Annotated in this window: 22 protein-coding genes; 7 read left to right on the top strand and 15 right to left on the bottom strand. The window is 67.9% G+C overall.

Annotated elements, in window-relative coordinates; genetic code table 11:
- Positions 1 to 118: 118 nt before the first annotated feature.
- Entirely contained in the window at positions 119 to 490 is a 372-nt protein-coding gene (locus OHA25_RS48250; RefSeq protein WP_327583564.1) for a winged helix-turn-helix transcriptional regulator, read from the bottom strand.
- Positions 491 to 826: 336 nt separating this feature from the next.
- Here OHA25_RS48250 and OHA25_RS48245 point away from each other — a divergent pair, with 336 nt between their 5' ends.
- From OHA25_RS48245 to OHA25_RS48220, 6 genes are all read left to right on the top strand, one after another.
- Complete coding sequence (locus OHA25_RS48245; protein WP_327583563.1) at positions 827 to 1,087, top strand: UBP-type zinc finger domain-containing protein; 261 nt, start codon at positions 827 to 829, stop codon at positions 1,085 to 1,087.
- A gap of 108 nt (positions 1,088 to 1,195) precedes the next feature.
- Entirely contained in the window at positions 1,196 to 2,869 is a 1,674-nt protein-coding gene (locus OHA25_RS48240) for an FAD-dependent oxidoreductase (RefSeq protein WP_327583562.1), read from the top strand.
- Between the two features lie 150 nt (positions 2,870 to 3,019).
- Complete coding sequence (locus tag OHA25_RS48235) at positions 3,020 to 4,204, top strand: IS701 family transposase (protein ID WP_442941975.1); 1,185 nt, start codon at positions 3,020 to 3,022, stop codon at positions 4,202 to 4,204.
- Between the two features lie 345 nt (positions 4,205 to 4,549).
- A complete protein-coding gene (locus tag OHA25_RS48230; protein WP_327583560.1) occupies positions 4,550 to 6,901 on the top strand; it encodes an AfsR/SARP family transcriptional regulator in 2,352 nt (783 codons plus the stop codon).
- Positions 6,902 to 6,967: 66 nt separating this feature from the next.
- Positions 6,968 to 8,836, top strand: coding sequence for an AfsR/SARP family transcriptional regulator (locus OHA25_RS48225; RefSeq protein ID WP_327583559.1), 1,869 nt, complete (start codon positions 6,968 to 6,970; stop codon positions 8,834 to 8,836).
- Complete coding sequence (locus OHA25_RS48220) at positions 8,833 to 9,759, top strand: aldo/keto reductase (protein ID WP_327583558.1); 927 nt, start codon at positions 8,833 to 8,835, stop codon at positions 9,757 to 9,759. The genes OHA25_RS48225 and OHA25_RS48220 overlap by 4 nt, the downstream gene beginning before the upstream one ends.
- A 13-nt stretch (positions 9,760 to 9,772) precedes the next feature.
- On the opposite strand, the gene OHA25_RS48215 is transcribed toward OHA25_RS48220, so the two are convergent.
- The 11 genes from OHA25_RS48215 to OHA25_RS48165 are packed head-to-tail and all read right to left on the bottom strand — an operon-like array spanning position 9,773 to position 21,065.
- Positions 9,773 to 11,068, bottom strand: coding sequence for an NDP-sugar synthase (locus tag OHA25_RS48215; protein WP_327583557.1), 1,296 nt, complete (start codon positions 11,066 to 11,068; stop codon positions 9,773 to 9,775).
- Between the two features lie 47 nt (positions 11,069 to 11,115).
- Positions 11,116 to 11,850: a MinD/ParA family ATP-binding protein gene (locus tag OHA25_RS48210; RefSeq protein ID WP_327583556.1), complete on the bottom strand. Its 735-nt coding sequence runs from the start codon at positions 11,848 to 11,850 to the stop codon at positions 11,116 to 11,118.
- On the bottom strand, positions 11,850 to 13,049 hold the full coding sequence (locus tag OHA25_RS48205) for a PP2C family protein-serine/threonine phosphatase (RefSeq protein ID WP_327583555.1): 1,200 nt from the start codon (positions 13,047 to 13,049) through the stop codon (positions 11,850 to 11,852). The genes OHA25_RS48210 and OHA25_RS48205 overlap by 1 nt, the downstream gene beginning before the upstream one ends.
- Entirely contained in the window at positions 13,046 to 13,462 is a 417-nt protein-coding gene (locus OHA25_RS48200) for an ATP-binding protein (protein ID WP_327583554.1), read from the bottom strand. The genes OHA25_RS48205 and OHA25_RS48200 overlap by 4 nt, the downstream gene beginning before the upstream one ends.
- 7 nt (positions 13,463 to 13,469) lie before the next feature.
- Positions 13,470 to 13,781, bottom strand: coding sequence for an STAS domain-containing protein (locus tag OHA25_RS48195; RefSeq protein ID WP_327583553.1), 312 nt, complete (start codon positions 13,779 to 13,781; stop codon positions 13,470 to 13,472).
- Between the two features lie 17 nt (positions 13,782 to 13,798).
- Positions 13,799 to 15,913 (bottom strand): glycogen debranching protein GlgX, encoded by a 2,115-nt coding sequence (glgX, locus tag OHA25_RS48190; protein ID WP_327583552.1) that lies wholly within the window; start codon positions 15,911 to 15,913, stop codon positions 13,799 to 13,801.
- The gene (locus tag OHA25_RS48185; RefSeq protein ID WP_327583551.1) at positions 15,910 to 16,254 is read right to left on the bottom strand and encodes an STAS domain-containing protein; all 345 of its coding nucleotides are present in this window, start codon (positions 16,252 to 16,254) and stop codon (positions 15,910 to 15,912) included. Before OHA25_RS48185 ends, glgX begins: the two co-directional genes overlap by 4 nt.
- A complete protein-coding gene (locus OHA25_RS48180; RefSeq protein WP_327583550.1) occupies positions 16,251 to 18,050 on the bottom strand; it encodes an AGE family epimerase/isomerase in 1,800 nt (599 codons plus the stop codon). Before OHA25_RS48180 ends, OHA25_RS48185 begins: the two co-directional genes overlap by 4 nt.
- Positions 18,047 to 18,601 carry a DJ-1/PfpI family protein gene (locus OHA25_RS48175; RefSeq protein WP_327583549.1) on the bottom strand — a complete coding sequence of 185 codons (555 nt, stop codon included), beginning with the start codon at positions 18,599 to 18,601 and terminating at the stop codon, positions 18,047 to 18,049. Before OHA25_RS48175 ends, OHA25_RS48180 begins: the two co-directional genes overlap by 4 nt.
- Positions 18,598 to 20,232: a thiamine pyrophosphate-binding protein gene (locus OHA25_RS48170; RefSeq protein WP_327583548.1), complete on the bottom strand. Its 1,635-nt coding sequence runs from the start codon at positions 20,230 to 20,232 to the stop codon at positions 18,598 to 18,600. The genes OHA25_RS48175 and OHA25_RS48170 overlap by 4 nt, the downstream gene beginning before the upstream one ends.
- A gap of 5 nt (positions 20,233 to 20,237) precedes the next feature.
- Positions 20,238 to 21,065 (bottom strand): type 1 glutamine amidotransferase domain-containing protein, encoded by an 828-nt coding sequence (locus OHA25_RS48165; RefSeq protein WP_327583547.1) that lies wholly within the window; start codon positions 21,063 to 21,065, stop codon positions 20,238 to 20,240.
- A gap of 295 nt (positions 21,066 to 21,360) precedes the next feature.
- On the opposite strand from OHA25_RS48165, the gene OHA25_RS48160 reads away from it, so the two are divergent.
- A complete protein-coding gene (locus tag OHA25_RS48160; RefSeq protein WP_327583546.1) occupies positions 21,361 to 22,440 on the top strand; it encodes an IS701 family transposase in 1,080 nt (359 codons plus the stop codon).
- Positions 22,441 to 22,491: 51 nt separating this feature from the next.
- Here OHA25_RS48160 and OHA25_RS48155 read toward each other — a convergent pair whose 3' ends face one another.
- The 3 genes from OHA25_RS48155 to OHA25_RS48145 are packed head-to-tail and all read right to left on the bottom strand — an operon-like array spanning position 22,492 to position 24,988.
- Entirely contained in the window at positions 22,492 to 23,184 is a 693-nt protein-coding gene (locus OHA25_RS48155; RefSeq protein WP_327583545.1) for an EthD domain-containing protein, read from the bottom strand.
- A 28-nt stretch (positions 23,185 to 23,212) separates the two neighbouring features.
- Entirely contained in the window at positions 23,213 to 23,521 is a 309-nt protein-coding gene (locus OHA25_RS48150) for a muconolactone Delta-isomerase family protein (RefSeq protein ID WP_327583544.1), read from the bottom strand.
- Between the two features lie 15 nt (positions 23,522 to 23,536).
- Positions 23,537 to 24,988: an ankyrin repeat domain-containing protein gene (locus OHA25_RS48145; RefSeq protein WP_327583543.1), complete on the bottom strand. Its 1,452-nt coding sequence runs from the start codon at positions 24,986 to 24,988 to the stop codon at positions 23,537 to 23,539.
- Positions 24,989 to 25,015: the final 27 nt, after the last annotated feature.

Here is a 25,015-nt window from a genome sequence, read left to right as displayed (position 1 = left end):
GCGTCATTGCATATGAGCGCATGGCGACCGTCTATTTATGTCTTCTCGGATCACGGCCCAAGGGGCAGGGACCGATCCTCGCCTGCCTTCGGCGGCGCATTGACAGTCGCGATGCGGTTCATGGATCGACCGTAGGAGACAGGTGGGAACCGATCGGTTCCCCCGCCATCCGATCCTGGGCCTCCAGCAGGGCCCCGGTATGGGTCTCGGCCCACGAGGCGAGCGCACGGACCGGAATGAGCAGCGAACGGCCCAGATCGGTGAGTTCGTAGCGGCCATTGGCCTGGATCAGCAGGCCGTGCGAGCCCAGCCGGCGCAGCGTCTGGTTGAGCATCTTCTTGCTGATCCCGCCGATGCGGGACAGCAGTTCACCGTGGCGTAGCGGACGCTCGCCCAGGGCGACGATCACCACGACCGACCAGGTGTGGCCGATGATGTCGAGTGTGGTGCGGGCCGGGCAGTCGGCAAGGAAGAGGTTGGAATCGCTCACTTCATCCAGACTATGACGAGACCGCCCAATCGCGCCGCTGATCGCGGAGCCACGTCCAAGATCAACACCGTCGGTTTGGCCGCCGCGTCATTTGCCGGAAATCGCGGTCGAAACGTGGGAGCTAAAGGCGTACCAGCAGGCGAGTGAGTCACCGTCCCGTGATCTCGGCGCAAGTGGCCGGGGTCACTCCACACGCCCAAATCCAGGAGGGTGAAGCGGGAAGTCAGGTTGGGCGCGAATTCGCATAAGTAAGTCAACTCCGCCCGAAGCGGCCCCTGGTTCTGCCTAAGATTCTGCACGTTAGTGCCAAGAATAAAGAGTAACAGGGAGGTCGGCATGGAGTGCACGCATGTGGACCAGGTCAAGGATGTGAATCCGACGTCGGCGGGTTGTGAGGAGTGTCTGGCGATCGGCAGCGGATGGATACATCTCCGGAAATGCCTGAGCTGTGGCCACGTCGGATGTTGTGACTCCTCCCGGAACCGGCACGCCACCAAGCACTACCGGGCGACGAGTCACCCTATCGCCGCCTCCGTCGAACCGGGTGAGGACTGGGCGTGGTGTTACGTCGACGAGGTGGTTCTGGAGGCGATGTAAGCGTGACGTGAACCGTCCCGAAGGCATCCAGGAGCCTCTCCGACTCTCATGAGGAATGAGGAAATGAGCGAGCCCATGGGTTCTGGCGCTCCCCGCGAAGGAGTCAGCATGGACAGGACCGAGAACCACGCGCCCAAGCCGGTGATCCTCGCCGTCGACGACGACCCGCAGGTGCTGCGGGCGGTCCGGCGGGACCTGCGCAACACGTACGCGGACCGGTTCCGGATCCTGGGCGCGGCCTCGGCGCAGGAAGCGCTGGAGGTCCTGGGGTCCATCGAGACGCGTGGTCTCGACACCGCGCTGCTCCTGGTCGACCAGCGCATGCCCGGGATGACCGGCGTGGAGTTCCTGCTGGAGGCGGTGAGCCGGTTTCCCGATGCCAAGCGCGTGCTGCTGACCGCCTACGCCGACACGGACGCGGCCATCACCGCCATCAACCGGGTCCGGCTCGACCACTACCTGATGAAGCCGTGGGACCCGCCGGAAGAGCGGCTCTTCCCCATCCTGGACGATTTGCTGTCCGACTGGCAGGCCGCTCACCGGCAGAGCTACCAGGGCATCAAGGTGATCGGAAACGCGGTCTCCCCTGCCACCCACACGGTCCGCGACTTCCTGACGCGCAACGAGCAGCCGTTCCAGTTCATGGACATCAACCTCGGTCCGGAAGCGCAGAAGCTGGCAGGTGACGGAGAGTTCGCCCTCCCCGTGGTCATCTTCCCCAATGGTGACCGCCTGTCTGCCCCGGCCGGCGCCGAGTTGGCCGACCGGCTCGGCCTGTCCACGACCGCGTCCCGGCCCCACTACGAGATCGTCATCATCGGGGCCGGCCCCGCGGGGCTGGCCGCGGGCGTCTACGCGGCGTCCGAGGGGCTGTCGTGCCTGCTGCTCGACGCCAACGTGCCCGGGGGGCAGGCCGGCACGTCGAGCCTGATCGAGAACTATCTCGGCTTCCCGTCCGGCCTGTCCGGCGGGGATCTGGCGAGAAGGGCCGTGTCCCAGGTCCGCCGGTTCGGAGCCGAACTGCTGTACCCGGTCGAGGCCGACGGGCTGCGCCGGGCGGACCCGGCCAAGATCGTCACCCTGACCGACGGCACCGAGATCAGCGCCGAGATCGTGCTCCTGGCGATGGGTGTCTCGTACAACAAGATTGACGTTCCCGGCGCCGACCGCTTCGCGGGTGCCGGACTCTACTACGGAGCGGCCACCACCGAGAGCCAGTCCTGCGCCTCCCAGCACGTCTTCATCGTCGGCGGAGCGAACTCCGCCGGTCAGGCCGCCATGCACTTCTCCAAATACGCCACGCGGGTCACCATGCTGATCCGCTCGTCGTCCCTGGAAGCCGGGATGTCGCAGTATCTCGTCGACGAGATCCTCCGGACGCCGAACATCGAAGTACGGCTGCGGACGAGGGTCCTGGAGTTCCTTGGCGGTGAGCGCCTGGAGCGGATCCGTCTCTTCGACGACGCCACCCAGACCGAGAGCGAGGAATCCGCCGGCTTCGTGTTCACCTTCATCGGCGCGCGCCCGCGCACGCAGTGGCTGGACGGGGCGGTCGCCCGCGACGAGCACGGCTTCATCCTCACCGGTCCTGATCTGACCCGTGACGGGACGATCCCGGAGTCCTGGACGGCGGACCGCGAGCCGTACTACCTCGAGACCAGCGTGCCGGGCGTCTTCGCCGCCGGCGACGTACGGGCTCGGTCCGTCAAGCGCGTCGCCTCCGGGGTCGGCGAAGGCGCCATGGCCGTCGCTCTCGTGCATCTCTACCGATCGAGGAACTGACTTGATCTGATCTGCGAACCGAACAATTATTACGGCCTCACGATACTCGCGCCGTCGGCTCTCTGAACAGCAGTGACGCAGAGACAGCACAGCGACAGTGCGTGCTGCAACTATTTCCAGTGCACGGGGGTTTCTGCACGGGGAGACGCAGTGAGCACAATCGACGAGTCGATCATTCGGCAGAGAATATCATCAGAGCTGTTCTCGGAGTTTTGCGACGTGCTGTTCGCCTCACTCAGACGGCGTGATCAGCGGCAGCACGCGCAACGCTACCTCCGCGGCCTGCTCACCACAGAGGGCCGCAAGACCATTCGGAGAATGGCCGCCAAATCAGGGCCGGCCGTGGAGCAGAGTCTGCAGCAGTTCATCAGCCACTCGCCCTGGGACTGGGCCCCGGTCCGGCGTGCGCTCGCCTCCTATCTGGAGCAGAACGGCAAGTTCGCCGCCGTAGTGGTGGAACAGGTCCTCATCTCGAAGGCCGGCGAGCACTCGGTGGGCGTGGAGCGGCGCTTCCACCAGAAGCTGGGACGGATGATCTCTTCTCAGGAGGTGCTCGGCATCTGGCTGGCGGCCGAGCACGACGCGTATCCGATCGACTGGCAGATGGTGTTGTCCGGCAATTGGCTCGACGACGAGCGCCGCCGGCGCGCGGGCGTGCCGGACGACGCCACCGTGGCGAACGCGGGCGAACTCGGCGTGCAGGCCGCCATCAACGTCCTGCACGGGTGGGGACTCCGGCCGCGGCCGGTGGTCATGGACGCGAGATCGCTCAACTTCGAGACCATCATGAACGAGTTCTCCCGCCACGGCATCCCGTTCGCCGTCCGGGTCTACGGATCGACCCCGATCAGTCCCACGGACTCCCGGGTCCCTTTCCTGACGGGCCGTCGCATGCAGGCCTCCCAGCTCATCCACGCGCTGCGGGATCTGGGCCAGCCGGTGAGCGGTGGCCCACCCGGCCATCGGCCGACACTGGTGCAGTGCACGCGGGTGAAGATGCCCGGCCAGGCCGACCAGCGGACGGCCGACGAGCCCCCGCTCGTGCTCTTGGGCGTCACCAGCGGCGGCAGCACCGAGTACTGGCTGACCAGCATCACGCACGTGACGTCGCTCGCGCTGTTCCGGCTCACCAGGACGGTCGACTGCGTCAGGGAGCAGCGGATGCTCGTCTCCAACGACACCGGACTCCGCGACTTCGAGGGCCGGTCCTATCGTGGGTGGCACCATCACGTGACCCTGGTCTCGGCCGCCCACGCCTTCAGAAAGCTGCTGTCCGAAACCATAGGTGAGCGCCCGGGTCTCGTCACCGCGGACATGTTGAGGAGGCGGGCGTGACGCCACGCTCGCCGCAGTGACCCGCCCGTACGTGGGCATTCAAATTTCAACCTTCTGCCGCCAAGATCATATCCTTCTCCCGTCGCCCTCATTTCGCAGATGTTACGTGGACGTAATATGGAATGGCATAGCTTTAATGACGCACCTTTCGACCGACGCCCTTTAGCGAGAGGATCTAAAGGATTCCAGCTCAGCGCAGAGTGTTACGAACGCTACACAAAGACCTGACCGCTGCACCTATGCTGTGGTAATGATCAGACGTTTGGTCGCAGCTGTCCTCTTCGAAGGGGCGGACACAAGGTGATGGGAAACCTTCTGCGATTTCGGTTTGAGATCCTGGGGACTTTGCGTGTCTTTTGTGACGAGAGACAGCTGGAGCTGCCCGGACGCCGGGCCAGCGTGGTGCTGGGCTCCCTGTTACTGACGCCCGGCCAGGTAGTCCTCACCGAGCAGCTCATCCAGGCCATGTATGCGGAGGACCCGCCCACCACCGCCCGTAACCAGGTGCAGCGCGGCGTCAGCGAGCTACGCCGGCTCGGCCTCGACATCCGGAACGAGAGCACGGGGTACGTGCTGCGGGTCGACCGCGACTGTGTGGACGCCTACGTCTTCGACGATCTCTGCGCGCGCGCCCGCACGGCTGTAAGGTCGGGAAACCCGGGGGAGGGGGCGCGTGCCTATCGGGCGGCGCTCGCCCTGTGGCGGGGGCCCGTGCTGAGCGAACTCGACAGCCCGGTGCTGATGGCGAGCGCGGGCAGGTGGGAGGAGCGCCGCATCATCGCCCTGGAAGAGCGCATCGACGCCGAGCTCGAACTCGGCCTGTACCAAGCGCTCGCCCCGGAGCTCGCCGGGCTCGTCCGCGACTACCCGCTGTGCGAGAAGTTCCAGGAGCAGTACATCCGGGTGCTGCACCACATGGGCCGGACAGCCGCCGCTCTGAAGGTGTATGAGTCGTTCCGCGCGTACCTAGCGGAGACCTTCGGCTCCGATCCGTGTATCGAGCTGCGAACCCTGCGCCAAACTCTGCTCGCGCCCGCCCCGGCCACCGCCACGACGCCCGGGCCGCGGCAACTGCCCCCCGCCACGCCGGGCCTGACGGGTCGCGGCGACGAGGTCGGCCAGGTGCGCCGGGCTCTCGACCAGAACCGCATCGCCCTGATCACCGGGCCCGGCGGGATCGGCAAGACGACGGTCGCCGTCGAGGTGGCCCACCAGATCAAGGACGAGTATCCCAACGGGCAGCTCTTCATCGATCTCGGCGGCGCGTCCGACTGGCCCGCCGAACCCGGCGATGTGCTCGCCCGCTTCCTCCGTGAGTTGGGGCTCAGCGACCCCGAGATTCCGGACGAGCTCGACCGGCGGAGCGCCTGCTTCCGCTCCATCGTCGCCGAACGTCCGGTCCTGCTGGTGCTCGACAACGCCGCCTCCTCCGCCCAGGTACGCCCCTTGCTCCCGGGAACGCCGGGAAGCGCGGTGATCGTGACCAGCCGCCCCCCGCTGGCCGAACTCGACGGCGCGAGCCGTACCCCGCTAGCTCCCTTGACCAGGGAGGACTCCCGCCGGCTGCTCACGGAGGCGATAGGGGCGGCGCAGCTCGCCGACGATCCCGCAACCGTTGATCGCCTGCTGAAGCTGATGGGCGGCTCCCCGCTCGCGCTGCGCATCCTCGCCGCCCGCCTGACGGCCAAGCCGCACTGGAGCCTTTCCCACCTGCTCAGCCGGATCAAGGAAAACCCGCTGGACGAGCTCCGCAGCGATGGGCTGCACATGCGAGCCATCCTCGATGTCACCTACCGTTCGCTGCCCCCCGAGGCCCGGCGGCTGTTCCGCCTGATCGGCTCACTCCGGCTCAGCGACGTCTGCGACTGGACCGCCACCGCCCTGGCCGACGCCACGGAGGCAAGCGCCGGCGATCTGCTGGAGACGCTCGCCGACGGTTACCTTCTGCGGGCCGTTGAACCCGCCCGCTTCCAGTGCCACGACATCATCCTCGCCTACGCCCGCGAACGGGCCGACGCGGAAGAATCCCAGGACCAGCAGCGAGCGGCGGTCGAGCGCGTCATGGGCACGCTGCTGACCCAGACCGACGCGGCCTACGCGTCCATTCACGGCCGGCAGCCGCCCTATGCGTCGGCCGCGCGCCGGCCGATCGGTTCGCACGTGCCCGCGCAGCTCGGGCGGGAGTGGCTGGCGGCGAATCTCTGCACCATCAACCAGGCGATCCGGTGCTGCGCCGAGTACGGCCTGGCCGAACACTGCTGGGAGCTCGCGATCTCGCTGCTGCCGTTGTTCGAGTCCGGTGGTTACAACGACGAATGGCTGGGCGGTCACGAGGTGGCCTTGGAGGCCGTCCACCGGTCGGGCGACCAGCGGGGCCAGGCCATGCTGTGGTACTCACTGGGTCACCGCGCCACCCTCCGCGGGGCGCACGAGGAGGCGATGACGTTACTGAAACGCGCGCAGGCGCTCTTCGAGCGGATCGAGGACCTCCACGGACAGGGGCTCATCGCCCTGGACCTCGGCCTGATCGCCTACCGCGGCGAAGAGTTGCGCCGCGCCCGCGACGCCTACGCGCGGGCCATGAAGCTCTTCCGCCGCACCGCAGACGCCGTCCATCAAGCCCGCGCTCTGCACGGGCTGGTCACCGTGCTGGAGGCGCTGGGCAACACGCTCGCATCCGACGTTCGCGCCATCTGAAAGGCTCCTGCGCCACCCTGATCCACGAATTCGCGAAGCATCGTCGCCTAGCGTGAAAGGAGAAGCATGGTGAGGGAACCGCACTCGTGGCATTTCGGGCTGCTGGGACCCCTGCTCGTCACCCGAGATGGGGAAGAGGTCGCGATCGAAGGCCGAAGACCGCGGATCGTCCTGGCCCGGCTGTTGCTCAACCCCTCCTGCGAGGTGCCGCAGAGCTCCCTGATCCAGGCACTGTACGGGGAAGACGCGCCCGATAGCGCGGCCAACCAGGTACACCGAGGGGTGAGCGCGCTGCGCGCACGCGGCATCGACATCGAGACCCGTCGCTCCGGTTACGTGCTCCACGCCGCCGCGGGCATCGACACCCTCGAGTTCGAAGGCCTCCTGGCCGAGGCGCACGCGGCCGTACAGGAAGAACGCCTGGCCGACGCGGCGAAGGGGTTCCGGCGCGCTGTGGCGCTGTGGCGGGGACCGTTGCTGACCGGGGTCGACATCGAGCTGGCCGAGGCGGCCCGCACGTACTGGGAAGAGCTGCGGCTGACGTCCTTGGAAGAGCTCATGGACGTCGAACTCGCCCTCGGCGGGCATCGCGCGATCATCCCCGAACTGCGCGCTCTCGCCGACCAGCACCCTTTGCACGAGAAGTTCCACGAGCAACTGATGCTCGCCTACTACCGCTCCGGCCGGGCGTCGGACGCGCTCCAGACCTACCAGTCGCTGCGCCTGCGGCTGAAGAGCACTCTGGGGACCGTGCCGAGTGATGCCCTCAGCGGCCTGCACCAGCGGATTCTCCTCCAGGACCGGGCCTTCGACCTTACCCTGGCGGCCAGGCGCGTTCCCCGCCAGTTACCGGCCGCGCTCCTGAATACGGTGGGGCACCGGGACGAGGTGGAGCAGGTACGGCGGGCGTTCGCCGCGGGAAACCGCATCATCATGATCACCGGCCCCAGCGGCATCGGCAAGACCACCGTCGCCACCGAGGCCGGGCATCTGGTCCAGGAGCAGTTCCCCGCCGGTCAGCTCTTCGCCGATCTCAAGGGCCGCCGCGGACAGCCGGTCCTGCCCGTCGAGATGCTCGCGGAATTCCTCCGGGACCTGGGGGTCGACCCCGGGGACATCGCCGTCGGCCTCGAGCGGCGCGCCGCGCAGTTCGCCGCGCTGCTCGCCGAGCGCCGCGTGCTCATCGTCCTGGACAACGCGTCAAGCGCCGAACAGATCCAGCCACTGCTCCCTTTCGGGACAGGCTCGGGCGCTATCGTGACCGCTCGGAGTCCGCTCACGGGTCTTCCCCGCGCGCGTCACATCGCGCTCGCGCCGCTCACGCCCGTCGCGGCCCACGCGATCCTCGCGCACGGAGCGGGGGCCGAGCGACTGGCCCGTGAACCCGCCGCCACCCGGCGGCTGATCTCCATCTGCGGCGGGCTTCCGCTCGCGCTGCGCATCGTGACGGCCCGGCTCATCGCCAGGCCACATTGGCGCCTGGACAGGATGGTACAGGTGCTGGAATCCGACAACCTGCTCAAGGAGCTGGAAAGCGGCGACCTCCGGATCCGGGCGGCCCTGGACTGCGCCTATCGCGACCTCGAAGCCGACTCGCGGCTGCTGCTGCGGCGGATCGGCGCCCTCGGCGACGGGCAGGTGCACCCGTGGATCGCCGCCGCCCTGGCGGACGCACCGCTCGGCCACACCGCCGACCTGCTCGAGGAGTTGGTGGAGGCGAATCTCCTGCGTCGTTGCGGAGCGGGCTTCGCCTGTCCCGATCTTGTACTCGCCTACGCCCGCGAGCGGGCGGAGGCCGAGGAGAGCGATGAGCAGCTCTCCGCGGCCCTGGAGCGGGCGATGTCCGCCCGGCCACTCCCATGCAAGGCGGCGGGCGAGTGGGCACCGCCGGCTACGGAGACCTTTCGTGATATGGATGGAGCGTTGACGGCATGAGAATCGGCACGAGTGATCTGGATGTGTCCCCGCTGTGCCTGGGAGGCAATCCCTTCGGGTGGACCGCGGACGAGAAGACGTCGTTCGCCGTGCTGGACGCCTATGCCGCCGCCGGCGGCAACTTCATCGACACGGCGGACCTGTACGGGCGGCCGGGTGCCGGCGGGGGTGAGTCGGAGACCATCATCGGCCGGTGGTTGAAGTCCCGCGGCATCCGGGACCGGATGGTGATCGCGACCAAGATCGGCGCGGTTCCCGGCATGTCAAACCTGGCGCCGGGGACGATCCGGCGGGGGGTGGAGAACTCGCTGCGGCGGCTCGGCACGGACCACATCGACCTCTACTTCGCGCACATGGACGACCACGCCACCCCCATCGCCGATACCCTCGCCGCGTTCGACGCGCTGGTGCGGGCCGGGAAGGTGCGCCACATCGCGGCGTCCAACTTCACGGCGGAGCGGCTCGCGGCGTCTCTGGAGACCTCGGCGCGGAACGGGCTCGCCTCGTACGTGGCGCTCCAGACCGAGTACAACTTGGTGGAGCGTACCCACTACGAGATCCACCTCGCCCCCACGGTGGCCGCCGGCGGGCTGTCCTGCCTGCCGTACGTCGCGCTGGCCCGTGGTTTCCTGACCGGGAAATACCGTCCGGGGGGGCCCGAGGTCGCCAGCCCGCGCGCCGCGCGGGCCCGCGCCCATCTGGGCGGCAACGGGCCGGCCGTGCTCGCGGCCATGGACGAGATCGCCGCGGCGCACCGCACCACGCTGGCCGCGGTCGCCCTGGCCTGGCTCGCGGCCCAGCCGACCGTCGCGACGCCGCTCGCCGGGGCGCGCAATCCCGCCCAGCTCGCCGAGCTGCTCCCCTTCCTGACGCTGCGGCTCACCTCCGACGAGCTCGCCCTGCTTGACAAGGTCAGTGCCTAGGAGGACGGCGGCGTCATGCCGAGCGGGGCGACCACCGGACGATGTCCCGGGGCTCGATCAGGCACGTGCCCGGCGGGACGCGTGCGTCGGACCAGACCTCCAGTCGGGGGAAGATGCTGACGCCGCGCAGCTGCAATCCCGCGTGCACCCGGACCTCGTCCCCGAGCGCGCAGTATCCCACGAGGACCACCGGGTGGTTCCGCTCTGACCTGATCTCGACCATCTGACCGACGACGGCGTCGGAGAGGCGGGCGCCCGGCCCGATGATGCTGTGATCTCCGCAGGAGACCCGGTGCAGCTTCGCGCCCGCTCCGACGTCCACGCCGTCGCCGATGTCGGAGTCGAAGAGCTCCACCCCCGGGCCGATCTCCACGTCCCGGCCGATCCGCACGTTGTCGCCCACGCGAACGGAGCCGTCGCGGATCTTCTCGGCGAGCGTCCGGCTGGAGACGGAGTCCTTGAGATAGAGGCTGCTCTCGTGAATGCGGGCGCCCATCCGGTCACTGACCTGAGGATATTTGTCATGGAGCACGTCGCGCAGCGTGTCGAGGAAGTCGGACGGGCTGCCCAGGTCACCGAACCTGTCGATCACGTGAGAGGTCACGCGATGCCCGCATGACACCAGATACGGCAGCAGGTCGCGGCCCCAGTCGAGGCGGGAGCGGACCAGCGCGGTCAGTTCGGGATCGCGGGCCGCCATCCGCAGCCGCGCGCCGTCGATCAGGTACATGCCGGCGTTCGTCCGCACCTGCCCGTGCCGATCCGCCAGGCTGCGGGCGGTCATGCGGTCCGGCTTCTCCACGAATCGCGACACGACCCCGTCGGAGTCGCAGTCGAGCACGCCGTACTTGCCTTCGGCCTGCACCGTCGAACGGTGCACCGCGGCCACCGTGACCGCGGCCCCCGCCGCGCGGTGTTCCCCCGCCATAGCCGGCAGATCGAACTCGAAGAGCGAGTCGGTGGGGAAGACCAGCCCGGGCCCGTCGAGGTTCCAATGTTCCAGGCACCGCAGCGTCGCCTCGCCCGACCCGGTGTTGTGCCGGTCGAAGCGCATGCGCGAATAGCGAACCGACACACCCAGCCGGTCGCCGTAGTCGAGGATGGACTTGATCTGGCCGCGGTTCTCGCTCCCGCAGGCCGCGATGTAGAAATCCCGCACTCCCTGCGCGGCCAGCAGGTCGACCGACCACTCGATGAGGCTGCGCCCGGCCACCCGCATGGCCGCCTTGCTCCGCAGGTAGTCCGGCGTCGTCAGCGTTAAGGGGCGTGCGCGCACCCCCCTTCCGCCGGCAAGCGCGATCGCGAACACCGTTCCCCCTTAGCTCTGTCACTGCGAAGGACAGTTGTCTGTGGCGGTTATTTGATCACTGCGGAAATGATCCGGCGGAAGCCGGTGACCAGCGGATGGTTCGGATGGGCAGTCACGAACAGTCCCTCGCCGTCGTGCGCCGCGAGCAGCGGCTCGTACGGCAGGATCGCCTCAATCGGGCAGCCGTGCAGGTCCTCCAGCCGGCGCCGGAAGTCCTCGCCGATCTGACCGTCCGGCGCCATGTTCACCACGAGCGCGCGCTCGGAGCAGCCGAGCCGGTTGGTCAGGGCCATGGTCTCCGACGCGCCCACCAGGGCCAGCCGATCCGCCCGGGAGACGACGATCAGCCGGTCACAGCTCGCCATGGCCGTGACGGTCTCGGGGCAGAGCCCCGTACGGGTGTCCAGGATCAGCAGGTCGAGCCCGAACGCGCCGATGAGCCGCAGGTAGCCCTCGCTCAGCAGCCCGACGTCATACCCGGACGTCGTGAGCGCGTTGATCGAGGCGACGCTGGTCCTGGCCACGACGGCGAACAGCCCCGGAGGCTCGAGCGGGAACACCGCGTCCTCGATCTCACACTCGCCGACCAGGTAGTCGACGAGCGAGCAGGCCCCCGGGCCGGGATTGATTCCGAAGATCGTATCGAGGGAGGGCGCGTGGATGTCGGCGTCGAGCACCGCCACCCGGCATCCCTCCTTGGCCAACAGCACGGACAGGTTGGCCGCCACACTGGATTTCCCGGTGCCCCCGCGGTAGGAGTGGACCGTCAGGACCTGAGGCATCAGGGCATCCGGTAGACGGCCATCATCGTGATGTCATCCGACTGCTCGGCCTCGCCCACGAAGGCGCCGAGTTCCTCATCCATCCTCTGCAGGATCTCCACATCGCCGGACGCGAGGACGTCGAACATGCGGTCCTCCCCGAAGAACTCCCCCGATTCGGCCCTGGCCTCCGTCACACCGTCTGTGTAGATGAAGAGCTGATCGCCGGGATTGAGCTGCGCGTAGCCGAGCGCGAACGGCGAGTCGCGTACGACTCCCACCGCCGGCCCCGTGGGGTCGAGCACCACCGGATCCCCGCCGTCGGCCCGCAGCAGCACCGGCGGGTTGTGCCCGCCGTTGACGTAGACGACGTTGCCGGTCACCGGGTCCAGCACGCCAAAGAAGAGGGTCGCGAAGTAGCCCTGCCGCAGATGGTTGCGCGTGAGATAGTCGTTCGTGCCCATCACCGCGTTGAGCAGCGGCGCCTCGCCGATCAGCGGCGCGCCCCGCAGATCGTCGGCCAGCCGGTCGATGCCGACCACTCCCGGCATGCCGGCCTGCTCGGCCGAGTGCCGCAGGAGGCTGCGGATCAACGCCATGAACAGCGCCGCGCCGACCCCCTTGTCGCACACATCGGCCACGATCAGCGCGAGCCTGCGCCGGTTGACCAGCTCGAAGGCGTCGTAGAAGTCACCCGCCACCGTACGGGCCGGCCGGTAGCGCACCGAAAGCCGCCAGCCGTCGGGCTTCGGCAGCGAGTCCGGCAGGAACCCCAGCTGGATCTCCCTGCCGATCTCCAGCTCTCGCTCGTAGCGCAGCAGGTCGGCCTGCTCCGCGGTCTCCCGGATCGTGCGGTTGATCTCCGCTCGCTCCGCGCAGCTACGCATCCGCGCCTGCACCAGGGCAGGGAGAAACGGCGGCACGAGGTAGTCGACGCCGACGCGGATGTGGCGTTCCAGCGCCCCGAAGTTGTCCACGGTGTAGGCCAGGACGACGGGATAGTGGCCGCCCTCGGACAGCCGGCGGCCGACCGCGCGGACGATGTTGGGCGGCACGTCGCACGCGGCCAGCAGCACATCGGCCGCGGGCACGTTCGACGCCCCGAGGATCTCCCCCGGGGAGCGGGTCTCGACGTTCAGTTCAAGTCGCCGCAAGGAGTCGGCCAGGTCGGTCGGCAGCTCGCGCTGGTCATTGAGCGCGAGAACCTTGATCTTGTTCATGTTTTCTCATCCGTGCCGGAGCGGACCACGAGTGTGCTCGTGTTCCGTCCGGCCGTCAGTTCGTAACTGAAATCGTCGAGCGACGACAGGGCGAGGAAGATCCCAAGGCCGCCGATCCGCCGCTCCGATGGTGGCACACCGTTCTCGGGCGGCTGGAAGCCGGCCCTGGGGTCGAAGGGTTTGCCCTCGTCCTGGATCCTTAGCCAGACCCCTTCCTTGTCCACGCCGCCTTCGAGGGTCAGCGAGCCTTCCCGATCCCCGTAGCCGTGCAGGACGATGTTGGTCACCAACTCGTCTGCCGCCAGCCGCAGCCGATGCGCGTCGTGGGCGGGCAGTCCCGCACTGTCGGCAAGCGTGCGCACATAGCGGGCGACTTCTTCGAGGGATGTCAGAGACGCAGGTAGGCAGCGCATCGCCCACTCACGCGACCGTCATCTCGATGCTACGGTCGAGCCCTGCCATGCGGATGGTTCTCGCCACCGGGTCGGCCGCACCAGTGATCACGATGCTCACGTTCTCGCCCAGCTTCTGCCGGGCGAACACCAGTACCCGCAGGCCGGCGCTGGCCAGGTAGGTCAGCTCCTCCGCCTGCAAGACCAGCCTCTGCACCGCGGAGGCCACCGCCTCGTCCAGCTTGTCGTGAAACTGCGCCGCGGTGGAGGCGTCGATCTCACCGGTCAGTTTGATGGTCGCCGTGCCCGCCTCGGTCGTCAGAGTCGCAGTGAAGGCCATGAGTGATCTCCTACGCGTCAGTTGTCCTGGCCCACGAGGATCAGGACGGATCGGGGACCCAGCAGGTAGCGGTCCTCCACGGTCGGTTGTTCGTAACGGAACTCATAGATGTCGTACGGGTGCGCGGCTCCCGTGTCCGCGACGACTCGCCAGCCGCTCCCCGGCAGCTCGAGTTCAGCGGGCTCCCAGTGGGCGTTGGCCGCCACGTAGATGCGCTCGACCTTGCCGTCCTGGTCTGTTCCTGTCCGCAGGGCGGCGACCAGCCGGCTCCCCGGGGACCAGTCGGGCGCCCAGGCGCGTGCACCGTGCCAGCTCACGTCCGGCGGGCCGCCTCGTCCGGAGGGATCGGCGCCCAGCGGATGCGCTGCCGCCCGCACCAGGGGATGGGCGTGCCGGAACGCGATCATCAGGCGGACGAACCGCAGCAGCTCGGCGTTGTCGTCCACCAGCGACCAGTCGAACCAGGACAGTTCGTTGTCCTGGCAGTAGGTGTTGTTGTTGCCCTGCTGCGTGCGGCCGACCTCGTCGCCCGAAAGGATCATGGGCACACCCTGGCTGACGAGCAGCAGCGCCATCGCGTTCTTCATCTGCCGCAGGCGAAGCTCCTGGATCACGGGGTCGTCGGTGGGTCCTTCGGCCCCGCAGTTCCAGCTGTTGTTGTCGTTGGCCCCGTCCCCGTTGCCCTCGCCGTTGGCCTCATTGTGCTTGTCGTTGTAGGAGACCAGGTCCATCAGCGTGAAGCCGTCGTGGGCGGTGACGAAGTTGATCGACGCCGACGCCGAGCGGCCGTGGTACAGGTCAGGGGAGCCGACCATGCGGGTGGCCATGTCGCCGGCCACGCCGGGATCGCCCTTGATGAAGCGGCGCAGCGTGTCTCGATAGCGGCCGTTCCACTCCGACCAGCGGCCGTAGGAGGGGAAGCCGCCGACCTGGTAGAGGCCCGCCGCGTCCCATGCCTCGGCGATCAGCTTGCAGCGGCGCAGCAGCGGGTCGTAGGCGAGCTGCTCAAGCAGCGGCGGGTTGGGCAGCGGCGTGCCGTCGGGCGCGCGGTCGAGGATCGCGGCCAGATCGAACCGGAAGCCGTCGACGTGATAGTCCGACACCCAGTAGCGAAGGCAGCCGAGCACGAAGTCGCGCACCACCGGGTGGTTGCAGTTGACCGTGTTGCCTGTGCCGCTGAAGTTGTAGTAGTAGCCCTCCGGCGTGAGCATGTAGTAGGTGGCGTTGTCCAGGCCGCGGAACGAAATGGTCGGCCCGTGTTCGTTGCCCTCGGCGGTGTGGTTGAAGACGACGTCGAGGATGACCTCGATGCCCGCCTTGTGCAGGTCCTTGATGAGCGTCTTCAGCTCGTCGCCCTGCATCCCGTACTGCCCGGTGGCGGCGTAGCCGGCCTTCGGGGCGAAGAACCCGACGGTGTTGTAGCCCCAGTAGTTGTGCAGCTTGGTACCGGTGACCGGGTTGACGCGCGGGTTGTCGAACTCGTCGAACTCGAAGATCGGCATGAGTTCGACGCAGTTGACGCCGAGCTCCCGCAGATACGGGATCTTGTCCCGCAGTCCGGTGAAGGTGCCCGGCCCGCTCACCCCCGACGAGGGGTGGCGGGTGAAGCCCCGGACGTGGGTCTCGTAGATGATCAGATCCTCGAAGGGGATGCCCGGCGGCCGATCGTCCTCCCAGTCGAAGTCGTCGTAGAGCAGCCGGGAGCGGTACTGATAGATGTCGTCCCAGTTCGGTTCGGCGCCCCAGGTCTCCCGGCCGGACAGCAGCCGGGCGTGCGGGTCGGTGAGGACCTTGGAGGAGTCGAACCTGTCACCGCGGGCCGGATCGTAGGGACCGTCGGCGTAGAAGCCGTACTCCAGGTTCTCGTGGTCGAGCCCGAACACGGTGATCGTGAAGACGCTGCCCACCCGGAACGACTCCGGGATGGGCAGCACCGCGGTCGGGCTCGGGGCACCCCGCTCGAAAAGCACCAGTGCCATGGAGGTGGCCCGATCGGAGAAGACCGAGAAGTTCACACCGCCGGGCACGATGGTCGCCCCGTAGGGCATCGGTCTACCGCGCCTGACGCGATATCCGGAGATCTCCCTGGTGGGGACGACGTCGATTCTCTCCCAGTTCTCCTGAACGCTCATGACCTGGCACGCCCCAGCTCGGTCTCCAGGTCCTCACCGATGTGGAAGAAGGCCAGGAAGCCCGTCGCCGACATCACGAATCGCACCTCGTCCGACAGGCCGAACAACCTGATCGCGGCGCCGACCTCCTGTGCCCGCCGGTGGGCGAGCAGCATGGTGCGCAGTCCCGCGCTGGAGATGTACGGCACGGCGGTCAGATCGACCAGCAGGCTCGCACCCTGCCCGATCAACGGGAGCAGGCGATCCTGCAGGCCGGATGAGGTCGCGCTGGTGATCTCGCCGGAGATCCGCACCACAGTGAGCTCGCCGACCCGCTGAGAGGTCAGCGTCGTGTCCGTCATCGGGTCACCTCCAATCGCACCTTGACCCTGACCCTGCGTGACACGTCCGGGAGCCGCACGGTGAGCGCCTCGGCGTCGAAATCCTTGTAGGGCTCGCCGTCGACCTCGGCCTCGGCGACCCGGACCCGCCCCGGCGGCAACAGGTCCGGCGAGACCCGCAGGATCCGCCGCGGCACGTCGGACGGATCCGGCTGGAAGTGCAGATCCAGTGGCGACCCATTGATCAGCAGGTTGTTGTAGACGGCCGCCAGATAGCACAGCTCGGCCGAGTGGTACATGCTCATCGAGTGGCTGCCCTTCAGCCGCTCGGTACCGAGCAGGTACGGCAGGCCGTTCGCCAGGACGTTGAAGTAGACCGCCCCTTCGTCGTGATCGAGGAAGAAGGCGTTGTAGAACGACTCGGCGGTGCGGGCCTCGGCCAGGTAGGACTCCTCACCGGTGACCCCTGCGAGGATGAGGTAGGCCAGGATCGCCTGCTCCTGCTGCCACCACGCCTTGCGGTCGTGCCAGACGAACGCGTGCCCGCCGATGTCCTCCTCGCGCGTCCGCTCCAGGACGTCGTACCAGCCGCCGCGCTGCCGGTCGCTGCCGACCGCCGGCATGGTCCTCGCGATGTGGGCGGCCAGGTCGGAGTAGGCCGCCTTGGGGCGCAACGAGTTCATGCGCATGAGGTTCCAGGCGATCTTCAGGTTGTGGCCGACCACGGCCCGGTTCTGCTGCCAGCCGTGGGTGGTGTCCGGCGTCCAGTCCCGGTGGAACCGCTCCTGCACGAACGGGCTGTTCTTGTCGTCGGGGAACCGCTCGACGATGGTGTCGAACGTTGACTCCAGGAAGTCGGCGTAGCGCCGCTCGCCGGTCGCCAGGTACAGGTTGATCAGGTACGCCGGCGCGTGGTCGCCCACAGAGTTCCAGTTCTTCCTGGCCAGGTTCGGGCCGAGCGACTCGTGCTCGAAGCTGAGCATGATCGGGTCGATGTGCGAGAAGTAGCCGCCGTGCTGGTGGTCGAGGAAGAACCGTTCGAAGAGCCGTAGCGTGGCGTCCGCGTCCTTCTTGATGCGCGGGTCGGCCGTGACCCGGTACGTCTGCACCGGCCCGGCCAGCGCGTAGATCTGCTCGTACATCGGGATCGCGTCGTAGTCGTCGGAGAACTCCGAGGTGAACAGCTTCTTCTCGCGATCACCGTCGATGCTGACCCCGTGGTACCAGTACACGACGTCTTCCTCGACGTCGACGAACCGCATCTGCTTGCGGAGATACTCGGTGCCGCGCTCGGCCACCTCGAGATAGGCGTCCTCGCCGCTGAGCAGGTAGGCCGTGGCCATGCCGTACACCAGGCGGGAGATCGTGTCGGTCTCCTGCCGGTGGCTGCTCGTCTTCTCGCCGCCCAGCCTGATATTCGTGCGGTACTCGGTGTAGTCCACCGGCCCGTCGCCGAACTGCGCCTTGCGGTAGAAGGAGGCGATCTCCTTGAGCTGGCTGATCCACCAGCTCGACTCCTCGAACCGGGCCGCGCCGCCGCGCCGACCCAGGAAGATCAACCGCTTGGCGTCGAACCGGCCACCGGGGTAGAAGATCCCGTAGGCGAAGAGGAACCGCCCGGGTTCGAGCATGTCCTCCAGGTGTCCGCTGGCGTCGATGTACGGTTCGCCGAGGTTGCGCAGGAGCTCCGCACTGGGAGAGCCGGCCAGCGACACGGCGAACTCCCGGTCGTCGACGGTCCTCAAGCGAAGGATCTTGCCGGCGCGCTCGTAACCGACGACCCGACCGGCAATCGTGTCGGAAAAGGTGAAGTTCACCGCCGGTCTCCCTTCAACATGTCGATGATCGTTCTGGCGAAGAGGTGGGCATGCCGGCCGGTCCGGCCAGTCACCAGATCCCCGTCGATCACCACGTCCTGGTCGGTGTATTCGGCGCCCATGTTCCGCACATCGCCGACGAGGTTGTTGTGACAGACGACCTTGCGTCCGCGTACCACCTCGGGGATGGGCGCGGCGAGCCACATGCCGTGGCAGATGATGCCCTTGATCGTTCCCCGGTCGCGGAAGGCCCTTTGGAGCAGGCTGACGGCAGGGGCGAGGACGTCGACGTCGTCGCTGTAGCGCAGCCGGTCGGACACCATGCCGGACGGCACGATCAGCGCCGCGTAGCGGTCGAGATCGAGGTCTTCCAGGCTCTGCCGCACCGTGAACGGCGCACGATACTCGTGGCCGGTGAAGGTGAGCTCGTCCTGGTCCCACAACCTGGTGAGAAAGTCGACCTCGTACCCCTCTTCGGCGAAGCGCCAGCGATAGTAGAAGATCTCGGGCTCGAAGTAGTCACTCTCCATGAGGACGCCGATCCGGCTCACAATTCCCCCTCGTCGCTCTTCAGATCGAGGAGGAAGGGGCGATCGTTGGCGAGCATCCGGTCCAGCGCCTCGTCGAGCTGAGCCGGCTTCTCCACGAGCATGCCGTCCACGCCGAAGCCGCGGGCGATGTCCACGAAGGCCAGGCCCAGGTCGGACAGATCGAAGGCGCGCGGATAGGCATGGTGCGGGATGCCCCGCTCCTTCCAGTACTTCTCGATGTTGAGGTCGAGCAGCCGATAGCTCCGGTTGTTGCAGATGACGAACTTCGCCCCGACGCCCTCCCGCACGGCCGTCGCGAGCGCCTGGAAGGTGTACATGCTCCCGCCGTCGCCGGTGAAGCCGACGACGGTCTTGTCGGGGTGGGCCAGTTTCATGCCGATGGCGCCGGGGATGCCGACCCCCAGCGAGCCGCCACGGGTCTGGAACCAGTGGCCGGGCAGCCCCGGGGGGAGATGGGCGCTTATCGCGCCGGAGGCAGTGAGGCTCTCGTCGAAGACCATCAGGTCGGCCGGCGCCACCGCGGCGAGCCTGGCGGCGAACTCCCCGACCAGCGAGTGGGTCGTGTCACCCTGGGCACGGTCGCGCAGCGTACGCAGCCGGAGCGCCGCCGCCTCCCGGTCCGCGGAGGTCAACCGCCGTTCCAGGCGCTCGGAGATGGCGGTGAGCGTCGCCTTGGGATCGGCCACCAGGCCGAGCGTCACGGGATGGTTCTTGGCGATCTCATAGGCGTTGAGATCGATATGGACGATCCGGGCGTCGGCCCGGAAAGGCGTGGACAGATCGGGGAAGACCTCGGGGAACAGGTACGTGCCCACGACGAGGATCGCGTCCGCGTCCCGCACGATGGCCCTGCTCACCTCGCCGAACATGTGCCCGGTCTGGCCCCGGTAGAGGGGGTGCCGTCCGTCGATCCCCACCTCGGCGTAGTCCACGCCCCACACGTCCGCGCCGAGCTGCTCGGCCACCCGGGTGAGTGCGGACTGCGCGCCGGAAGTCGCGACGCCGTCCCCGATGAGGACCAGCGGACGCTCGGCCCGGGCGAGCAGCCCGGCGGCCTGGTCCACCAGCTCAGGGACGGGGAGTGACTCGGTCATGGGCAGGCTCGTCGGGACGATCGGCTCGTCGTTCGGATGGTCCAGCACGTCCAGCGGAAGGGAGACGAAGACCGGCCCTCTCGGCGGAGTCATGGCGATCTTCAGTGCCCGGCGCAGCACCCGCAGCACCGAGGAAGGGTCGATCACCCTGGTGGCGTACTTGGTGACCGGCCGAGCCATGGCGACGAGGTCGGCGGCCATCTGCGCGTCCATCGCGTCGTAGCGGACGCCGGACTCGCCGGCGATGACGACGAGCGGAGCGTGCCCGCGCATCGCCTGGTACATCATGCCGATGCCGTTGCCCAGGCCGACCCCGCTGTGCAGCTGGACCAGCGCGGGCCCGCCGGTGGCCCTGGCATATCCGTCGGCGATGCCGACGGCCACGCCCTCCTGAAGCGTCAAGACATAGCGCATCTCCTCGAACTTCTCGACCGCGTCAAGGAAACCCTGCTCGACCGTGCCGGGATTGCCGAACATGCAGGTGATCCCGTCGGCGAGGAACTGCTCGATGATCGCTTCGTTGCCGGTCCTGGTCACGGCCGTCACCAGCCGTATCGGCGCAGGCCCGATTCGAGGACCTCCACGATCTTCTCGCCGGTCAGGAAGGAGTCCGGGGTGGAGCGCCCGGTGATGAACGGGTAGTCGACGATGACGGACGTCTCCTTGCCGAAGTTGCCGTGGTAGCGGCCGTCAGGACCGGTGGCGTCCCGCAGGATGTACTCGAGGGGGTACGGCGGCGGGCCCATGACGAAGTCGGTGCCGAGGAAGCCGGTGCCGTCCTTGTAGTCGTACTCCTTGCAGTGACCCGTGACGTGCTTGCCCCAGATGATGCTCTTGCGGTCCTCCCAGTCCCGGGCGAAGGCCAGGCAGGTCACCCCGTAGCACTCGGCCGCGATGGGCTTGCCCGCCTTGAGGAAGGCCAGGATGAGCGCGTGGACCCGCTCGTTGTTGCCCAGGTCGACGATGGGTCCGCTGCCCCCCACGATCAGCAGGGCGTCGAATCCGGCGACGAACTCGTCCTCCACCCGGGCCAGCGCGTGATGGTATCGCTCCAGCTGGCGAAGGTAGTCGGCGTCGGCGGTGTAGGGCCGCTCGGGAACGATGTCCGTCAGGCTGAGCGGGTTGTCCAGCCGGCTGGACTCGTCGAGCTCCTTGGTGAGCTTGGCGACCTCCGGCGTGGTCACCGACCGGCCCAGCGGCGGGTCGACGTACCCAGGGTCCATGCTCGGCGGCAGGGCGTGCGCGCGCCGCCCCGTCGGGGTGGCGAAGACCACCTCGTAACCCTTTTCATCGAAACGGGTCAGCGGCCCGACCAACTCCTCTCCCCAGTACCCGTATTCGGACAGGATCACCAGAATCTTGGGCGACATGAATTCTCCCTGAAATCGAATTTCCCCCGATATTTCCTTAACTGTCCGGGGTGCCAAGGTCGGACGGCAACGCCGCTGGCCGGACTTTCCGAGATCGGCCCGCCACCGGTCGGACTAAGTCATGTTCCGGATCGCCGCTGATACCGCACGCTCCGTCACGGAGCCTTTTCGTACCTGACTTAGTCTGGCCGCGGATCCGGCTAGTTCTGAAAGTCTCCGCATATCATTGCCGCCCGCCCGGCGGGCGCGCCTAATTTGGGGCCAATTGCGGAAAGCCGACAATGAGGAACCCACCATGGACGACCTCGGCCGATATTGCCATGACATGCTGTCCCCGCTGCCCCGGTCCGATCAGCGGCGCTGGGGCGAGGTTTACATCCGGGGGCTCGTGGAGATCCCCGGCAGGAAGTCCCTCCGTCGCATTGCCGAGCAGATCACCGGCCGGCCGGCCGACCAGTGCCTGCAGCAGTTCGTCAACCAGAGCCCGTGGGACCACGTCGCCGTCCGGCACGTGCTCGCCCGCAGCCTGGTAGGCGTCGTTCGCCCGCGGGCCTGGGTGGTGGCGGAGGTGGCCTTTCCCAAGAACGGCGACAAGTCGGTCGGCGTGGCCCGCCAGTTCGCCGCCACCGAGGGCAGACGGCTGAACTGCCAGCTGGCCCTGGCCGCGCTCCTGGTGGGCGACCCCGGTGCCTGTCCCGTGGACTGGCGGCTCATGCTGCCCAAGTCGTGGGACCAGGACGAGGAGCGGCGCGCGCTTACCGGGGTGCCCGACACGATTCGGCACCGGCCTCGGGTGTGCCACGTCGTCGACCTCGTCGACGAACTCAGGACGGCCGCGGGCCTGCGGCCCGCCCCGGTCATCGTGCCGGCCGAACCGGACCCGGACGTCCTGCGCCTGGTGACGGCGCTGGAGGAACGCGCTCTGCAGTACGTGGTCCGTGTGGCGGAGACCACGGCCATGTCCGGCGAGGTGACCGTGGGAGACCTGGCGTCGCGCGCGGCCCTCGGCAGCGGGGGGCTGACGCTGTGGCGAGACGACGGGACGGGGGAGTCGCGGTTCACGTCGGTCCTGCTACGAACTCGCCTGCCGTCGAGCGACCGGAAGCTGATCGTGGAGTGGAGCCCCCGCGGCTGGCTGAAGAGCGCGTGGCTCAGCAACCTCACTCATATCGATCTGTACGGCCTCACCGCGCTGATCAATCTGCGGCACAGCGCTGCCGACGGCCTGGCGCGCATGAGTGATGAGACCGGCCTGCGCCACTTCGAGGGCCGCTCGTTCCGCGGCTGGCACCATCACGTCACCCTCTCCTCGCTCGCCTGGGGCTATCGCCTGCGGCGGATCGCCGAATCCGACGGCTTCCGTACCGCGATCTGAGACGGAGCCCTGCCCGGCATCGGGCAGGGCTCCGTCTTGGTGAGCCCCACGTCAGCGAGGCTCGGGTCCGATGACCCAGTGCTCCCGGACGACCAGGCGGTGGATGTAGCGCGGCTCGGTGAAGGTGCGCAGGTCCTCTTCGGCCTGACGGAACTCCGGCGAGTTCAGTGCCGCCGACAGGGCGTCGACGTTGTCGAACCAGAGCTGGTGCGCGCTGTCGAGCACCGCCTCACCGATGCCGTAGGCGCCGTCGCGGGTGTGACCCTGCATGTAGCGGCGCAGTCCCGGGATCCGCGTGACCAGGTCGGCGTGCTTGGTTCTGCTGCGTTCCCTGAAGTCCTCCAGGGGCAGGCCTTCCTTCCGCTTCACCAGGGAGACCAGCTTCACCCCCGCCGGATCCGTGCTCGCGTCGGGACCGCCCGCCAGCTCGTAGGCGTCGGTGTCGAGCACGAGCGTCCGCCAGAACGCCGCCCAGCGCGGCTCGTCGAGCCTGGCGCCCTCCAGGAACTCCTTGGTCTGCAAAGACGCGAGTTGTTCTTCCTCGTTGGCCAGCCAGATCTCCGCGATGCCGCTCCACAGCGGCTCACCGAGCGCCGGGAACGGGAGCACGGTGTCGATCTTGTACTTCCGGATCTGCGGGATCTTGCTCGCGTACTTCACCGCGTGCACATTGAGCCAGTAGTCCTGGAACTCCTTGTCGCTCATTCCCGGCTTCGGGGCGGCGAAGATCAACTGATGAATCACGGTGTGCCTTTCTTCCGCTTCGCCGCTTTCAGACCTTGTAGCGCTTGCGGACGTCCTCGGCGAAGCCGAGATAGTCGCGCAGCGGCCAGACCTCTTCGAACTCGAGGTACTCCCGCATCGGGAGCCGGCCCAGTGCCGTGCGGTCGAGCTCCTCGGCGTCCGGCGACTCGATGATCGCGATGACCCGCTTCTGCGCGGCCACCTTCCAGATGCCGACGCAGAAGCCGGAGTCGAGCGTCTCCTGCGCGTGCTCGGCCTCCTCGGCCTCGACCTCCCACAGCTCGTCGAGCGTGATCCGGCCCTCGTGGTTCCATCGCATCTGCACGTAGAACAACATCGCAAGTCCCTTCCTCTACTGGGCGCCCGCGGCACTGATGAACTGGGTGAAGGTGTGGTCGGCGCCGTTGATCTCGATCGCCAGGTCGAGGGGCGTCTTGCCGTCGTGCCCCACCAGGTCCAGCCCGGCTCCGGCGGTGACCAAGATGCGGGCGCATTCGTGGTAGCCGTGCCAGATCGCGTCGTGCAGCGGCGCGTACCCGTTGGTGGCGCCCTGGAAGTTCAGGTCGACGCCCGGCCACGTGGCGATCAGCCTGGTCAGCTCCTGGTGGCCGTTGTAGACCGCCTTGTGCAGCGGGACCGCGCCGAACGTCGGCTCGACCGCGTTGACGTCCGCGCCGGCCGTCAGCAGCAGCCGGGCGATCTCGGTGTGCCCGTCCCGCGCGGCGACCAGGAGCGGCGTGTGCCGGTCGTTGAAGCCGTTCACGACCGGGAAGCGCTCGTCCACCTCGGCGCCCTCGGCGATGAACTGCTTGACCAGCTCCACGTCGCCCTTGGTGACGGCGTCCATCAGCCGCTGGCCGGCCATGGCCTCCTCGTCGCGGCGCTGCCTCTCCTTGATGTGCCGCTCGGCCTCCAGCAGGCGGTCCTTGCCGATGGCGTTGACGTTCAGCTCGTAGTCGAAATGCTCCTTGAGCGGGAACCCGTAGTGGGTGGACAACTGCAGGCCGGCCCCCTGGCCGAGCAGGTACTCGACGATGGCGGGGAACTTGAACCACAGCGCGTCCATCAGCGGCGTGTGGCCGGTCGTCGCGGCCACGCAGTCCACGAAGGCGCCCGCCTCGACCAGCGCCTTGACCACCGCGAGGCTGCCGCCCTGGCACGCCTTGTGCAGGGCGGTCGCGCCGCCGCCGCTGTCGGCGCTCAGGACGTCGGCGCCTGCCTCGATCAGCGTGCGGACGGTCGTCACGTCCCCGCGCCCGGCGGCGATCATCAGCGCCGTCAGGCCGGTGCCGGGGTCCCGGTGGCTGGGGTTCGCACCCTGGGCCACGAGCTCGGCCACCTTGTCGGCCGCGCCCGCGAGGACCTCACTGATCATCCGCTCGTTGATGTCGGACCGGAAGATCGCCACCTCGGGCGAGGAGTCGAAGAAGGCCTTCCAGTGCGTGATCAACCCGTCGTCCCCGACGGTGAGCACCATGGAGAACTCGAAGTCGGCCTCCATCCCCGTCGCCTTGTGCCGGATCGACTGCCAGTTGATGACGAAGGCCCGGTCGTCCTCGACGATCATCTCGCGCTGCTCGAAGTCGGTGACGTCCGTCCAGAGCGACCTCAGCCGGAAAGCCTCGATCACCCCGTCCTTGCCCCGCCAGGTCTTGAGATTGGGCACCACGGTATTGAACTTGTTCCCGGGGAGAGCGAAGACGATCGACGGCGACAGGGCGTCGAGAACGCCTTCCACATTTCCGCTCTGCACGTCCGCGAAAAGCTTCGTGACGACCTTTCGGGTGGTTGCGCTATCGGCCATGAAAGCTCCTCCGACAATGATGGATTG

The organism is Nonomuraea sp. NBC_00507 (assembly GCF_036013525.1).
Classification (GTDB): domain Bacteria; phylum Actinomycetota; class Actinomycetes; order Streptosporangiales; family Streptosporangiaceae; genus Nonomuraea.
This window is presented reverse-complemented; position numbering and strand designations above follow the sequence as displayed.